The 14,754-nt window shown below is 60.6% G+C and carries 13 protein-coding genes and 1 pseudogene; 6 read left to right on the top strand and 8 right to left on the bottom strand.

Annotated elements, in window-relative coordinates:
* Positions 1 to 16: 16 nt before the first annotated feature.
* A complete protein-coding gene (gene rlmF / locus A7J50_RS05335) occupies positions 17 to 1,036 on the top strand; it encodes a 23S rRNA (adenine(1618)-N(6))-methyltransferase RlmF (protein WP_064450854.1) in 1,020 nt (339 codons plus the stop codon).
* Between the two features lie 78 nt (positions 1,037 to 1,114).
* Here rlmF and A7J50_RS05330 read toward each other — a convergent pair whose 3' ends face one another.
* Positions 1,115 to 1,396, bottom strand: coding sequence for an HU family DNA-binding protein (locus A7J50_RS05330; RefSeq protein WP_003188840.1), 282 nt, complete (start codon positions 1,394 to 1,396; stop codon positions 1,115 to 1,117).
* A gap of 395 nt (positions 1,397 to 1,791) precedes the next feature.
* Here A7J50_RS05330 and yejK point away from each other — a divergent pair, with 395 nt between their 5' ends.
* Both yejK and A7J50_RS05320 read left to right on the top strand, forming a co-directional pair.
* Entirely contained in the window at positions 1,792 to 2,796 is a 1,005-nt protein-coding gene (gene yejK / locus A7J50_RS05325) for a nucleoid-associated protein YejK (protein ID WP_064450853.1), read from the top strand.
* Positions 2,796 to 3,146 carry a glutaredoxin family protein gene (locus tag A7J50_RS05320; protein WP_064450852.1) on the top strand — a complete coding sequence of 117 codons (351 nt, stop codon included), beginning with the start codon at positions 2,796 to 2,798 and terminating at the stop codon, positions 3,144 to 3,146. Before yejK ends, A7J50_RS05320 begins: the two co-directional genes overlap by 1 nt.
* Before the next feature lie 139 nt (positions 3,147 to 3,285).
* Here A7J50_RS05320 and A7J50_RS05315 read toward each other — a convergent pair whose 3' ends face one another.
* The 6 genes from A7J50_RS05315 to A7J50_RS05290 all read right to left on the bottom strand — a co-directional run bounded on the left by A7J50_RS05315 (position 3,286) and on the right by A7J50_RS05290 (position 9,573).
* Positions 3,286 to 5,526, bottom strand: a complete 2,241-nt coding sequence (locus tag A7J50_RS05315) for a TonB-dependent receptor (protein WP_064450851.1) — start codon at positions 5,524 to 5,526, stop codon at positions 3,286 to 3,288.
* A 286-nt stretch (positions 5,527 to 5,812) separates the two neighbouring features.
* Complete coding sequence (locus A7J50_RS05310; protein ID WP_064450850.1) at positions 5,813 to 6,790, bottom strand: FecR family protein; 978 nt, start codon at positions 6,788 to 6,790, stop codon at positions 5,813 to 5,815.
* On the bottom strand, positions 6,787 to 7,365 hold the full coding sequence (locus A7J50_RS05305) for an RNA polymerase sigma factor (protein ID WP_064450849.1): 579 nt from the start codon (positions 7,363 to 7,365) through the stop codon (positions 6,787 to 6,789). The genes A7J50_RS05310 and A7J50_RS05305 overlap by 4 nt, the downstream gene beginning before the upstream one ends.
* Before the next feature lie 7 nt (positions 7,366 to 7,372).
* Positions 7,373 to 7,699 carry a DUF3325 domain-containing protein gene (locus A7J50_RS05300; protein ID WP_064450848.1) on the bottom strand — a complete coding sequence of 109 codons (327 nt, stop codon included), beginning with the start codon at positions 7,697 to 7,699 and terminating at the stop codon, positions 7,373 to 7,375.
* A complete protein-coding gene (locus A7J50_RS05295) occupies positions 7,700 to 9,274 on the bottom strand; it encodes a PepSY-associated TM helix domain-containing protein (protein WP_064450847.1) in 1,575 nt (524 codons plus the stop codon). It lies immediately after the preceding gene.
* Positions 9,271 to 9,573 (bottom strand): DUF3649 domain-containing protein, encoded by a 303-nt coding sequence (locus tag A7J50_RS05290; protein ID WP_064450846.1) that lies wholly within the window; start codon positions 9,571 to 9,573, stop codon positions 9,271 to 9,273. The genes A7J50_RS05295 and A7J50_RS05290 overlap by 4 nt, the downstream gene beginning before the upstream one ends.
* A 170-nt stretch (positions 9,574 to 9,743) precedes the next feature.
* Here A7J50_RS05290 and A7J50_RS05285 point away from each other — a divergent pair, with 170 nt between their 5' ends.
* The 3 genes from A7J50_RS05285 (at position 9,744) to fecA (ending at position 13,609) form a co-directional block, all read left to right on the top strand.
* On the top strand, positions 9,744 to 10,232 hold the full coding sequence (locus A7J50_RS05285; RefSeq protein ID WP_064454860.1) for a sigma-70 family RNA polymerase sigma factor: 489 nt from the start codon (positions 9,744 to 9,746) through the stop codon (positions 10,230 to 10,232).
* On the top strand, positions 10,229 to 11,170 hold the full coding sequence (locus A7J50_RS05280; RefSeq protein WP_064450845.1) for a FecR domain-containing protein: 942 nt from the start codon (positions 10,229 to 10,231) through the stop codon (positions 11,168 to 11,170). The genes A7J50_RS05285 and A7J50_RS05280 overlap by 4 nt, the downstream gene beginning before the upstream one ends.
* 102 nt (positions 11,171 to 11,272) lie before the next feature.
* The gene (gene fecA, locus A7J50_RS05275) at positions 11,273 to 13,609 is read left to right on the top strand and encodes a TonB-dependent Fe(3+) dicitrate receptor FecA (protein ID WP_064450844.1); all 2,337 of its coding nucleotides are present in this window, start codon (positions 11,273 to 11,275) and stop codon (positions 13,607 to 13,609) included.
* A gap of 191 nt (positions 13,610 to 13,800) precedes the next feature.
* Here the strand turns inward: fecA and A7J50_RS05270 are convergent.
* A pseudogene (locus A7J50_RS05270) lies at positions 13,801 to 14,674 on the bottom strand (LysR family transcriptional regulator).
* Positions 14,675 to 14,754 lie beyond the last annotated feature (80 nt).

Below are 14,754 nucleotides of genomic sequence, written 5' to 3'. Positions count from 1 at the left end.
CAACACCAGAATCAACATGACCGCCCCCAGCACACCCAAACCACCGCGCAAGAAGCCTAAAACCGCCGCCACGGCCAAACCCGTCGCGCCGCGTAAAGAGGCCACCTTGCATCCGCGTAACCGCCACACAGGCCGTTACGACTTCCCGGCGCTGATCAAAACGACGCCGGAACTGGCGAAATTCGTGATCATCAACCCCTATGGCAAGGAAAGTATCGACTTTGCCAGCCCTGACGCGGTGCGGGTCTTCAACCGGGCGCTGCTGAAAGCCTTCTATGGCATCCAGCATTGGGATATCCCAGCCGACTACCTGTGCCCGCCAGTGCCGGGGCGTGCCGACTATGTGCATTTCCTCGCCGACCTGCTGGCCAGCGTCAACGACGGCAAGATTCCGCGCGGTTCAATCGTCAAGGTGCTGGACATCGGCATGGGCGCCAACTGTGTCTATCCGTTGATTGGCTACATGGAGTACCGCTGGAACTTCCTCGGCTCCGAGGTCGACCCTATCGCCGTGGCCGCGGCCAGGGCCATCGTGCAGTCCAATGACCTGAGCAAGGTCATCCAGCTGCGCCAGCAAACCAACCCCAAGCAAATCCTGTTGGGCCTGCTGGAGCCGGGCGAGCGCTTTGACCTGACCATGTGCAACCCGCCGTTCCACGCGTCCATGGACGAAGCCACCAAGGGCAGCGAACGCAAGTGGCGCGCGCTGGGCAAGGCCGATCCCAAGCGCAAGTTGCCGGTACTGAACTTCGGCGGGCAATCGGCGGAGTTGTGGTGCGAAGGCGGTGAAGCGCGCTTCGTCACGCAGCTTATCGCTGAGAGTGCGCATTTTGCCCACAAGGTGTTGTGGTTCAGCACATTGGTGTCAAAAGCGTCAAATTTGCCCGCGATTGAGACGGCACTCAAAAAAGCCAACGTGCTGGAAAGTCATGTGGTGGAGATGTCCCAGGGCCAAAAGCAAAGCCGTTTCGTGGCCTGGACTTTCCAGACCAAGAACGAGCAGCAGATCTGGCGCCAGCGCTGGGTTCGCGACTAGCCCTTCATCACAGTCAAACCGCAGGCAACAAAAAACCGTGCCCGGATCGCTCCGAAGCACGGTTTTTTTTGCTGCGTCTTACTTGTTAACAGCGTCGGTCAGGCCTTTGGCCACAACCAGCTTGATAACTTTCTTGGCAGCGATTTCGATGGCGGCGCCAGTCGAAGGGTTACGGCCAGTACGGGCTGGACGCTCGGTCACTTTCAGTTTGCCAACGCCTGGCAGAGTGATTTCGCCGCCGTTTTCCAGCTGATCAGCAACAACTTGGCTCAGTTGGTCCAGCAGAGCGCGCACGGTAGTTTTCGGTGCGTCTACTGCTTCAGCCAGGTCAGCGATCAGTTGGTCTTTAGTAATAGCCATTGTGGTGTTCCTTCCCTATCAAATTCATATGGATTGCAGAGTGCAGTGTCAGCCGTCGAGCCCGACCGTCATGGCCTGGCACCCCCGGCCATAACCACGGAGATCGGGGTTATAGATGCTTGAAACGGGGATTGGTTCGACCTGACAGATGCTGAATGCACGCTTAACGCCGAGACTTGGCGTAAGACGGGGCAAAACTAGCACAGAGACGGGGAAATATCCGCCTCAACATACCCATTTGGTCAGCTTTATCGCTCTAAACCGTGAAAAAAAGGCATATAGGCCGTCGGAGAGCGGCCAAAGCACCCTTGGACACGTGTCTTGGCCAATGGGTGCGGTACACTGGGCAACTTTTCGGGGAGGCCAACCGCTCCCCTCAACCAGCCGAGAAGCCTATGCCGATCCGTCATTGCATCGTCCACCTGATCGACAAAAAACCCGACGGCACCCCCGCAATTCTCCATGCCCGCGACTCCGAGCTTGCCGAGTCGGCCGCCATCGAGAACATGCTTGCCGACCTCAACGAGAGCTACAACGCCAAACAAGGCAAGGCCTGGGGTTTCTTCCATGCCGAGTCCGGCGCGCACCCGTTCAGCGGCTGGTTGAAGGAGTATTTTGACGGCGGCCAGGATTTCACCACCTTCAGCCGCACGGCAGTCGAACATCTGCAAAAGCTGATGGAGGAGTCCAACCTCTCCACCGGCGGCCACGTGCTGTTTGCCCACTACCAACAAGGCATGACCGACTACCTGGCCATCGCCCTGCTCCACCACAGCGAAGGCGTGGCCGTGACCGATCAGCTGGACGTGACCCCCTCACGCCACCTGGACCTGGGCCAATTGCACCTGGCAGCACGGATAAACGTCTCCGAGTGGCAGAACAACAAGCAGTCCAAGCAATACATCTCCTTTATCAAGGGCAAGAACGGCAAGAAGGTCTCGGAGTACTTCCGCGACTTTATCGGCTGCCAGGAAGGCATTGATGGCCCGGGCGAGACCCGCACCCTGCTCAAGGCATTCAGCGACTTCGTCGAAAGCGAAGACCTGCCGGATGAATCGGCCCGCGAGAAAACCAAGACCCTCGTGGACTACGCCAGCAGCCAGGCCAAGCTCGGCGAGCCGATGGGCCTGGAAGAACTGTCGGGTTTGATCGATGAAGATCGGCCTAAGGCGTTCTACGACCATATCCGCAACAAGGATTACGGCCTGTCGCCGGAGATCCCGGCCGACAAACGCACTCTCAACCAGTTCCGTCGTTTCACCGGGCGTGCCGAGGGGCTGTCGATCAGCTTTGAAGCGCACCTGCTGGGCGACAAGATCGAGTACGACGAGGCCGCCGGCACCTTGATCATCAAGGGTCTGCCGACCCAATTGACTGACCAGCTCAAGCGCCGTAACTGATGCTTGGCGGGGTTCTCAAGAAAGTCCTGCTGGTATTGCTGGTCGTGGTAGTCATCCAGAACTGGGGCAAGATCGAGCGGCTGTTCAACCCCTCGCAGGTGGTGTCGGAGCAGGTACGCGCCTCAGCGCGCGTGGTGCTCTATTCCACCGAGTGGTGTGGCTACTGCAAGCAGATCCGGCGCTTTCTGGATCAGAAAGGCATTCCCTACCAGGCGCTGGATATCGAGAAGGACGCCCAGGCGCGCAAGGCCTATGAGGCCTTGGGCGGCGGCGGGATTCCGTTTGTGGACGTGAATGGCACGCTGATTCGCGAGTTCAACCCTGAAGCGATTATGGCCGCGCTGAAGTAACCCAATTTGTAAAACACTGCAGATCAAATGTGGGAGCGGGCTTGCTCGCGAAGGCGGACTGTCAGTCAATGCATCTGGCACTGACCCACCGCTTTCGCGAGCAAGCCCGCTCCCACATTTAGCTCAGCGGCACCTTTAATTAGAAGTTGGCTTCCAGCGACACCATCGCCGTGCGTTCCTCACCCACGTTGTAATACGCCGTGCTCGGCGCCAGGCCGTTTACCGGTGCCGAGTTGAACGACACGGTGCGCGCCGAGCTCAAGTATTCCTTGTCGAACACGTTAAGCATCGAGAACCGCAGGGCCGCGGACTTGATGACTTTCTTGTCCACCGGCAAGTAGATACCGGCGTTGAGGTCAAACACGGTACGGCCGGAGATTTTTTCGTCGTTGGTCAAATCGCCGTAGAAACTGCCGACGTATTTGCCCGCAACGTTGCCGTAGAAACGCGAGTCGTCATAGCCGAACACCAGGTTGAACATGTTTTCCGGCACGTTGGCCAGTTGCTTGCCCGCTGTGGGCAGCAACACATTCTTGCTGAGCACATTGTCTTTCTGCTCAGACTGGGTGTAGGTGTAGGAGGCGTAGTAGTTGAAGTTGTGCGGCAACAGGCCACTCCATTCCAGCTCCAGGCCTTTGTTGTCGACCTTGCCGACGTTGATCACTGCGTAGTCACCGTTCAAGTCGGTGGTGGACAACTGGCGATCCTTGAAGCTGATGTAGAACAAGGTCGCGCTCAGCGCCAGGGTGTCTTCGGTGTAGCGCCAGCCCAGTTCCTGGTTCCAGCTCAACTCAGGCTTCAGGCTGACGGAGTCGCCCTTGTTGTACAGCACGTAGTTCGGCGGCGTACGCATGTTGCGGGTGACGTTGTAGAACGCCTGGTTGCTCTCGTCGACCTGGTACTTGGCGCTGAAGTTCGGCAGGAACTGGTGGTAACGGGTGTTACGTTTTTCCGGCGTGTCGTACAGGCTGCCCAGATTGTTGCCGTCGCGCTCGACGTACTGGTACGCAACGCCACCGACAAAACTCAGGTCCGGCGTGGCTTGCCAGCTGTCCTGAACCCAAAGCTTCTGAGCCGGGGTGATGGTGTAGTAATGACGACCCTGTACGGTCGCGCCGTTCTTGTCGACCACCTGGCCGCCGCTGTTGTAGTCACCCCACACATCATCGGGTGCGCCTTCGCCGTTGATCCCGATAAAGGGCTGGGTCTGGCGCTGGCGAGCACGTTCATACCAATAGCCGTAATCCAGGCTGTGTTCTTCGTTGATGTCCCATTTCATTTTGGCGGTGACGCCAGGGCGCCAGGTTTCGGTCCACGAAGGGCGATAGTAGTTGAGCGATTTCAGGTTGCTCAGGTCGTAGTTGCCGGCCTTGTCGGACTTGGGCCCCAGGTTCGAAGCGGTCTGGCCACTGAAACTGCCACCGTTGGCCCAGTAGTAATAAGGTGTGACCGTCAGCGACAGGTTGTCTTGCAGCTGCCAGCGCTGAGTGAGCGTGGCGTTGACGCTTTCGAACGGGTTGCGGTTGAGCTTGTAGGACGACGACAGCAAACCCGACTTGTAAACCGGGGTTTCCGAGAAGTCCTTGCGTCGCCCTTCTGTCTCGAACTGCGACTTGCTCAGGGTGTTGTAGTTGTAGTTTTCCTGGTTGTTGTATTTCACCGTGGCCAGGGTCGAGTTGCCATTGCCGTCTTCGAACAGGCTGCTCCACTCGACTTTGTCGCTGCGCAATGTGCCTTTGCCGCGCCACTTGTCACCTTCCAGGTGAGACGCCGAGACCCAGGTCTTGAGGCCGCCGAAATCGCCGGTATTCACCCGCACGAACGTCTTGCGCAGGTCGTTGGCACCGACGATCTGTTTGGCGAACAGCCCGGACTCCTTGGTCGGCCGCAGAGTGATCATGCCGATGTTACCGCCGCTGGAGCCGATGTGCGGGCCGTCCGCTTCCGAAGAGCCTTGGGTGGCGAATACTTCGGCGAGGTTTTCCGGGTCGCCCAACTGGTTTGAATAAACGCTGTAGTTGCCCGAGTCGTTGATCGGCACGCCATCGACGGAAACCCCGATCTGGTCGGAGTTCATGCCACGCATGGTGAAGTTGGTGCCGCTGGTGCCGCTGGCGTCATCACTGGAAACGTTGATGCCCGGCGTGTATTTGAGTTTGTCGATGGCGTTGGCGGTCCCCGACATTTCGTCCATGGCTTCCTTGGTCACCGTCGATCGTGCCTTGGCACTTTCTTCGCGAATCATGTGGCCGTTGCCCAGGCTCTGTTTGCCGGCGACGTCCACCGAACCGACATCCTGCGTGGTGTCTGCCAAAACCAGTGGCGCAAAGCTTCCTAGGCCCGAGGCTAACAGCAGGGCAGAGAGTGTGTTGATCTTCACGAGTAGATCCCTTACGTGCATCTATCTGTTGTTATGGAGGGAGGTGCTGGCTGTCAGAACCGGGTGAACGGCGACGCCAATCTTCCTGACCACCTGTTCAGGAATCCGGGGATCATCCTTGGCGCGTGTAACGGTTTGGTGACAGGTTTTGGCAATTGGGATGAAGGTTAAATGAAAGACCTGCAGACAGCGCAATACCTGGCCTACAGCGACATGGAGAAAATAAAAAGAGGAAGATATTTCATACAATCGCCACGCAGAAGGTGGCGACGGAGGGGATTAATGTCTAGCGCAATACAATCATACGGCCCAGCACGGTGTGCTGTTCAAAGCCCAGAACCGCCTGCAAGGCACTCAAAACTGCCACTGGGTCCTTGCTCGGAAAACTCCCGCTGACACGCTTGGCGGCCATCTCGTCGTTGAGCAGAAGGATTCGCCCAGGGTAGTAGCGGCTAAGGTCCTGAACCACCTCGGCCAACGGCGCTTTGTAGTAATTGAGCCAGCCGTCGCGCCAGGCCAGGCGCGATTCGCTGTCGACCGCGTGCAGGGCATCGGCCACACCGCCGGCGTAGGCCACTTGCTGGCCTGCCGTCAGCACCTGCTGCTGCCCTTGCCTGGACGGCGTTACGCCAACCCGGCCGGACAGCACCGTCACCTGGGCCCCGGCCGGTTGCAGGCGCACTTCGAACTGCGTGCCCAAGACCCGCACCTCCCCGCTGCCGGCCTCGACTACAAAGGGCTGGCCGGTGTGAGTCACGCGGAAAAAACCCGCGCCACGGCGCAACTGGATGTGCCGCTCGCCATGGCTGAAATCCACGGCAATGGCGCTGTCGGCATCCAGGGTCACTCGGGTTTGATCCGCCAGGGTTACGGTCTTCACCTCGCCTGGCGCCGTCACGTAATCGGCGCCGAAGTCATCGACCCAGCGCGATGGCTGCCAACCCGCGCCCAGGGACACCATCACCAGCAAACACGCGGCCATGGCCAAGGCACCGGCCCCGCGCACAACACGCGAACGTCTTGAGCTGTTCATTGAGTTGAGGTAGCCCTGCAACGCCACTGCATCTTCGTCCGCCAGTGTGCGTGCCGGCACTTCGCTCAACTCCCACAGCACCTGGGCCCGTGAATAGGCTTCGACGTGCGCGGGGTCAGCCCGTAACCAGCGGCTGAACGTGGCTTGGTCACCACTGCTGGGCTGATCGTGCAGCAGGCTCAACCAGTCGAGTGCGGCCTGTTCCTGGGCGGGCGTGGGGGTAACGTTCACGGTGCTTTCCCTGGCGTGCGTGGGCAAGAGGGTTCGCGAAGGCTGGCCTTGCAGGCTTCGAGGGCACGCATCATATGTTTTTCCACGGCACTTTGGGACAGCCCCATGGCCTTGGCAATTTCCGTGTATTTGCGCCCGTGGATGCGGTTGAGCAGGAAAATCTGCCGGGTACGCTCCGGCAAGCTGCGCAAGGCGGCTTCGACGTGGCGCAGGTCATTGCCCGCTTCGAGGGCTGCCTGGGGTTCGGAGCCCTGGTTGTCCTGTTGTTCCGGCAACCAACCTTCGCTGCTGCGCACGCGCGCGCCTTCACTGCGCAAATGGTCGATGGCGATGTTGCCAGCGCAGCGCAACAGGTAGGTGCTGAGCTCTTCGACCTGCACCAACGGTCGACGCCAAAAGCGCAGGAACAGGTCTTGCACCAGGTCGGCCGCCGTAGCGCGGCAACCCACTCGTCGACTGACCAGCGCCTCCATTTGCGAGCGCTGGGATAAAAACACCTGCAGGAAATGCGCACGCCCACCGGCCGCATCGGTATGCGGGCTGTCCTGGGATTCGGGTGGCGTGCTGATCATCATGGCAGGCTCAAAACAGGGCGAAGGCAGCAACCGGGCTGGCCAGCAGGCCGACACCCGCCAGGCTCAAGGCCAGCCTTGGCCGATAGGGCAACAGCAACACCAGCAACAGTGCGCTGAGCATCAACACAGCGCACCACTCCACCAAACCTTGAGCCCAACCCGAGGCTGCCACCGCTGGCCACGTCGACAGCACCAGCAGCAACCCACCGGCCGTACGTAACGTCAGGCGTCGAGGTGGCGAAGGCTTGCTGTGCAGCAGTTCGCCATGATGACGATCTGTGGACAGGCACAGCGCGGCAAACCCGGCGTAGCACATCAGCAATGCGAGCAGCATTCAGTTCGCCTCCTGCTTGAGCGTCAATGCGGGTGCACGTTCGACCTTGGGCTGCGGCGCCGTGCGGTGCTGCATCTTCCAGGCGGCCCACGCCAGGAACAGACCGCTGGCCAGGCAGGTCAGGTCGAAGCCGGCCATGGCCCAGTCGCCGCTGGCCAGTGACACGCCCAAATGCTGCGAGGTGGTCAGCGCGTTAAGCAGTGGGACCGCCACAAACAGCAGCGCGCCGAGACTCAATTGCTCAACCCAAGCCTGGCGGCCTCGACGCAGCACGGCGTGCAACAGGCTCAGGCCCCAGGCAATAAAAAAGGTATTTATTTCCCAGTCGGAGCGCTCGGCGAAGCTCACCGGCAACAAGCGGTTGGCCCAGAAAAACCCTGCGATGGCGAGCATCAGCCCGGACATGCTGGCGATATTCAGCACTTCCACCAGCCGCAGTTCAAACGGCATCACCGAGGTTTTAGCGTGCTTGAGCTGACGCTTGCCGAGCCATATCACCAAGCCGGTGCCGATCATCGCCGTACCCGCCAGGCCACAGATAAAGTACAGCCAGCGCAGCACCGGGCCAGCGAAATGGCCCATGTGCAGGCCATAGAAACTGCCGCTGATTGCCGCCGGCAGTGACTGCTCGCCACTCACCCGCAACAGCTCGCCAGTGGTGCCGCTGAATGACAGGGTGCTGCCGAAATCCTGCACCACACTGTCGGAGCCCGCGCGGACCACATTGACCGACGCATTCACATCACTCGGGTTATTCACCACCAAACGACCGACATGGCCGCCCGCCCATTGCGTGCGGGCCTGCTCAAACATTGGCAACAACGGCAGCAATTTGCCGGGCTGGCCGAGCGCCGGCGCATTGTTGATCGCGGGGAACACTTCGTTGAAAAACGCGCGGCTGTCGCTGCCGTAGGAGGCAGCGATCGGCGCAGGCATCACCATGTTCATAAATATCACCAGGCTGCTGTAGGTGATCATCAGGTGAAACGGCAACACCAGCACACCTACCGCGTTATGCCCGTCAAGCCAGGAACGCTGGCCTTTGCGTGGGCGAAAGGTGAAGAAGTCCTTGAAGATTTTCTTGTGGGTGATGATGCCGGTGATTAACGCGACGAACATCACCATCGCGGCAATGGTCGACAGCCAACGGCCCCACGGGTAAGGCATTTGCAGCTGGAAGTGGAATCGGTAGAAGAATTCGCCGCCCGTGCTTTCGCGGGCCTGGACGGGTTGGCCGGTGACAGGGTCGAGGACCTTGTGGATGAAGTTGCCCCGCTTGCCGGGGTCGAGTTTGTCTTGCCACATCACCGACAGGCCCGGGTCGCGGCTGTCCGGCAAGGTGATAAACCAGCGCGCGGCGTTGGGCGCCTGTTGCTGCAAATAGGTTTGCGCGGCAGCGAGACTGCGCGCGTCGTCCAGTGGATAGGCCCGCACTTCGGGCTGCATCCAGTGGGTCATTTCGTCCTTGAAATAGGACAAGGTGCCGGTCAGGAAAATCGCAAACAGCAGCCAGCCAAATATCAATCCCGCCCATGTGTGCAACCAGGCCATGGCCTGGCGAAAGCCCTCTTTCATGTGCGCGCCATCCACAAACCCACGCCCGCCAAGGTGGCAAACAGTGCACTCGGCACCATTACACCCGCCCATGCGCGCCATGCCGTGCGGCAGGCGAAACACCAGAGCACCGCCAGCAGGTAAAACACAAATGAACTCATCATCCCGGTGACCACCGCGTCGGCGCGGGAAGTCGGCATCCACAGCGCCAGGCAAATGCTGGCCAGGGACGCCATCAAATAGCCACCCACCACGGCTGCCAGCACGCGCGAGGTGACGGCTAGACGGTAGGTAACAGGCAGTGAGCGTTTGCTTTTCATGCGGGAGGCGCCAGGTTCATCAGCGCGCAATATTAATGATAAATATTCTCATAAGCAAAAGAGAACGGATGATTCATCTGCTCTGGCGGATTGCCGAACCTTGTCACGCCCCCTACAATGCGAACAATTCTTGTTCTCTAGAGCATGCCAATGCTTGTGGAGTGATTGCGTTGCAGCCGTCCAATACCGTCGAAGTTTTGTACAACGACCATCACCACTGGCTCACCGGCTGGTTGCGACGCAAGCTCGGCTGCCCGGAAAGCGCGGCCGACCTGGCGCAGGACACGTTCATCCGCGTGCTCACCGCACGGGAAACCCCAACGCTGATCGAACCCCGCGCCTTCCTCACCACCGTCGCCAAGCGCGTATTGTTCAACTTCTACCGCCGCCAGGACCTGGAACGCGCCTACCTCGAGGCACTGGCGCAGAGCCCTGAACACGTGGCGCCCTCTGAAGAAGAACGCGCCATCATCCTGCAAACCCTGCTGGAGCTGGACCAACTGCTCGACGGCCTGCCCACCCTGGTCAAACGTGCATTCCTGCTGGCCCAGCTTGACGGTCTGACCTACGCACAAATCGGCGCCGAGCTGGGCATTTCCATCGCCACGGTCAAACGCCACCTGAATAAAGCGGCGATGCGCTGCTACTTCGCCCTGTGAACTTTTCGACCCAGGTTGCCGAGCAGGCGGTGCATTGGCTGATGGAAATGCAGCAAGGCGCGCTCAACCCGCGCCAGCAAGCGGCCTGGCAACAATGGCTGAACGCCCACAGCGAACATCAGCGCGCGTGGGACCATATGCAGCGCGTGAACCAGCGCCTGCGCGGCATGCCCTCGCCGCTGGCGCATGCCGCGTTGAGTGCGCCCAAATCCAGCAGCCGGCGCCAGGCCCTGAAGCTGTTGCTGATCCTCGGTGCGGGCTCGGCCGCCGCCTGGGGCCTGCGCCAGCAGCATATTTTGCCGCCATTGACCGCCGACTACCGCAGCCCCGTCGGCCAACGGCGCAATGTGCAATTGGCCGACGGCAGCCGGTTGCAGCTCAACACCGGCAGCGCGGTGGATGTGCATTTTGATGGCAGCCAACGCTTGATCCGCCTGCTTGAGGGCGAAATGCTGCTGACTGCCCGCGCCGGCAATACGCCGCTGCATGTACTCACCGGCCAGGGTTTGCTCAGCAGCCAGGCCGCACGGCTGAATGTGCGCCAGTTCAACGACCATACCCAACTGGCCGTTTTTGACGGCACTGTCGACATAATGCCCAACGGCTACCGCGGCCTGCCGCTGAGCGTCGAGGCCACGCGCCAGGTCAATTTCACCCGTAAAGGCTGGGACACCCCACTGCCCACCGACGCCAACAGCGGCGCCTGGTCCGACGGCATGCTGGTGGCCGCGCACATGCGTCTGGAGGATTTTCTCGCCGAGCTGGGCCGCTATCGCCGTGGCCAGCTTAATTGCGACCCGCAAGTGGCCAACCTGCTGCTGTCCGGCAGCTACCCGCTGGACGACAGCGAGCGCATCCTCGACCTGCTGGAAGTCAGCCTGCCGGTCAAAGTGCGGCGGTTTACCCGCTACTGGGTGACGGTCCAGGCTCGCGCCTGAAATTATTTCAGCACTTTTTTACCCGCAAGTGAGCCGATTTCCACACCTCGCGTGACAGAGAAGGAAAGCCACCTTGATCTTTCCTTCTCAGGACCGCTCTTCATGCCCCAGCAACCGACGCTTCTCGCTCGCACCTTGCGCCAACTCCTACTGGGCGCCAGCCTTAGTCTTACCGTGCTGCCGCAGGTGATGGCCGCCGATGCCAAGCCGTATCACATCGCCCCGGCGACCCTGGAAGCAGCGCTGAATCAATTTGGACGTGAGGCTGGCGTGTTGATTTCTTTCGGTTCCGAGGTCACGGCCGGCATGCAGAGCGGTGGGTTGTCGGGCAATTACGGCGCTGCCGAAGGCCTGCAAAAACTGCTGGAGGGCACGGGCCTGCAAGCCCGCCCCGAAGGTGATAACGCCTACAGCCTGCAACCGGCCAACGGCCCCGCTACCGTCGAACTGCAAACCTCAAGCGTGGTCGGGGACTGGCTCGGCGACGCGGCGCAAACCAACGTGTTCGAACACCCTGGTGCGCGTGATGTGATCCGCCGTGAAGAGTTCGAGCGCCAGGGCGCGACCCAGGCCCGTGACGTGCTCAACCGCATTCCCGGCGTCAACGCCCCGGAAAACAACGGCACCGGCAGCCACGATATGGCGCTGAACTTCGGCATTCGCGGCCTCAACCCGCGCCTGGCATCGCGCTCCACCGTGCTGATGGACGGCATCCCGGTGCCCTTCGCACCGTATGGCCAGCCGCAGCTGTCATTCGCGCCGATCAGCATGGGCAATATGGACGCGGTAGACGTGGTACGCGGCGGCGGCGCAGTGCGCTACGGCCCGCAAAACGTCGGCGGCATCGTCAACTTCGTGACCCGCGCGATCCCGGATGCGCCGACGGTCAAAGGCGGCTTGCAGACCGAAACCAGCCCATCCTCCAGCCACGACGGCTTCAAGACCACCGGCAACCTGCTGGCCGGCGGCACCGCGGACAATGGCCTGGGCGGCGCGATCCTGTACTCCGGCACGCGTGGCGGCGACTGGCGCGAAAACAGCAACACGCGCATCGACGACCTGATCCTCAAGGGCAAATACCAGTTGGACGACGCCAACAGCTTCAATGCCATGGCGCAGTACTACGAAGGCCAGGCCGATATGCCCGGCGGCTTGAACGTCAAGGACTACAAGGCTGATCCGTACCAGTCCACGCGCCCCTACGACAAATTCTGGGGCCGCCGTACGATGTTCAACGCCGGTTACCGCTACCAGGAAGACCGCCGCGAATTCACCGCTAACACCTTCTTCACCACCACGTTGCGTAATGGCTACCTGGACCAGGGCAGCTTCCTCTCGCTGTCACCGCGCGAGTACTGGGTACGCGGCCTGGAAACCCGTTTCGCCCAAGGCTTCGACATAGGCCCGAGCAGCCATGAAGTGGGCGTCGGCTACCGCTACATCAACGAAGCTGGCCACGAATTGCGCTACCGCACGCCGATCAGCGCCAACCAGCAGTTGCCGACCACCAACAGCCGCAATGACCGCGACACCCGCGGCGCCACCGAGGCCAATGCGTTTTTCGTCGATGACCGCATTGATATCGGCAAGTGGACCATCACCCCGGGCGTGCGCTACGAGATGATCGAATCCCAGCAGACCAACAACCTGACCAACGTGAAGTACAAAGGCGACTACAACACCGCACTGCCGGCGTTGAACGTGCTTTACCACCTCACCGAAGACTGGAACCTCTACGCCAACACCGAAGGCTCATTCGGCAGCGTGCAGTACAGCCAAATGCCGAACCGCGTGACCAGCGGCGAAGTGAAACCGGAAAAAGCCCGCACCTGGGAACTCGGCACACGCTATGACAACGGCACCTTGCGTGCGGAAATCGGCGCGTTCCTGATCAACTTCGACAACCAGTACGACAGCAACCAGACCAACGATTCGGTGATCGCGCGCGGTGAAACGCGCCATCAGGGTATCGAGTCGAGCATCAACTACGCGCTCGACGGTTTGAGCCCGGCGCTCGCGGGGTTTGATGTGTACGCCACTTATGCCTTTGTGGACGCGACCATCCGTGAGAACGGCCCGAACAAAGGCCACCGCGTACCCTTTTCGTCCAAGCACAAAGGCACCCTCGGCGTGGGTTACACCGAAGGCCGCTGGAAGCTCAACCTCGACAGCAGCTACCAGAGCAGCCAGTTCGCCGACAACGCCAACACCCAGGCTGAAACCGCCGACGGCGCCAACGGACGCATCCCCGGCTACATGCTGTTCAGCAGCCGCGCGGCGTATGACTTCGGCCCACAACTGTCGGACTTGAACGTAGCAGTCGGTATGAAAAATATCTTCAACAAGCAGTATTTCACCCGCTCGTTCGACGACAACAACAAGGGCAAATACGTGGGCGAGCCGCGCACCGTCTACGTGCAAACCTCCATCGCGTTTTAACTGCCTGAGTCATAGCGCTTCAATTAAGGCGTGGGACCTTACAAACGATGTAAGACCCTGTGGGAGCTGTCGAGCTTTAGCGAGGCTGCGAAAGCGGTGGGTCAGGCAACTAAATTTGCCTGTGCCATCGCCTTCGCAGCCTCGCAGGGGCTCGACAGCTCCCACAGGAGTTCGGCCTTTTCGATTGGGTGCTAGCTGCCCGCCAAGCAACTCGGCGTGCTGGCGACCAACGCGTCGATGGCGCAGCGCGTCTTGGCCGGCATGTGCGCGGCCGTGGGCCAAATCACATGGATCGGCGCAGGCTGGTCGCGGTAGCTCGGCAGTACCGCTTCCAGTTGGCCACGCAGCACATAGTGCGCAATCAACCAGCTCGGCAACCAGGCCAGGCCCACGCCAGCAATGGCGGCATCGGCCACGGCCTGGAGGTCGTCCAGCACCAAAGGTGATATCACCCCCGAGCTATGCGAAGTAGCGCAACGGTAGGCAATGCCTCGATGACCGGCGAGGTCCTCGATACATTCAATCCGCCCGACACGTTGCAAATAGGCCGGTGAAGCGGCCAGGCCCACGGACTGTTCGCCCAGGCGGCGTGCACTCAGGCGGTCTGTATCCGGGAGCGGGCCGATACGCACGGCAACGTCGAAGCCTTCCTGCGCCAGATCCGTCAGCCGGTCAGAGAAGGAAATCTCGATCTCCAATTGCGGGTACCGATCCATCAAGCCCCACAAAGCAGGTGCCGCATAGTGGTGACCGAAGGCCAGCGGCAAGCTTGCCCTTAACCGCCCACGCGGCTGCTGGCGGCCACTCTCCAATACCGATTCGGCGGCCTCCAACTCTGCCAGTGCACGCAGGCAATGCTCGTAATAAGCCTGCCCGTCCTCGGTCCAGACGCTGGCGGCGGGTAGAACGCTGCAACAGGCAGGTGCCCAAACGGGCCTCCAACCGCGCCAACCCCTTGCCCACCGCCGAACGAGTGAGGTTCAGGCGTTCGGCGGCTTCGGTCAGGTTGCCGCTCTCGACGATTTGCAGGAAGAGTTCGACGCCATCAAAACGCGGGGTGGCCATGAGTCTACTGTCGCCTTTAATTCCCTTATTGACGGAAAACTTATCACAAATAAAGAACCCTGTTCCCGCGAGAATACTGC

Origin of the sequence: Pseudomonas antarctica (assembly GCF_001647715.1) — a bacterium.
In the GTDB taxonomy this organism is placed as follows: Bacteria; Pseudomonadota; Gammaproteobacteria; order Pseudomonadales; family Pseudomonadaceae; genus Aquipseudomonas; species Aquipseudomonas antarctica_A.
Note: the sequence above shows the minus strand (reverse complement) of the source record. Positions and strands in the feature narration are given on the sequence as shown.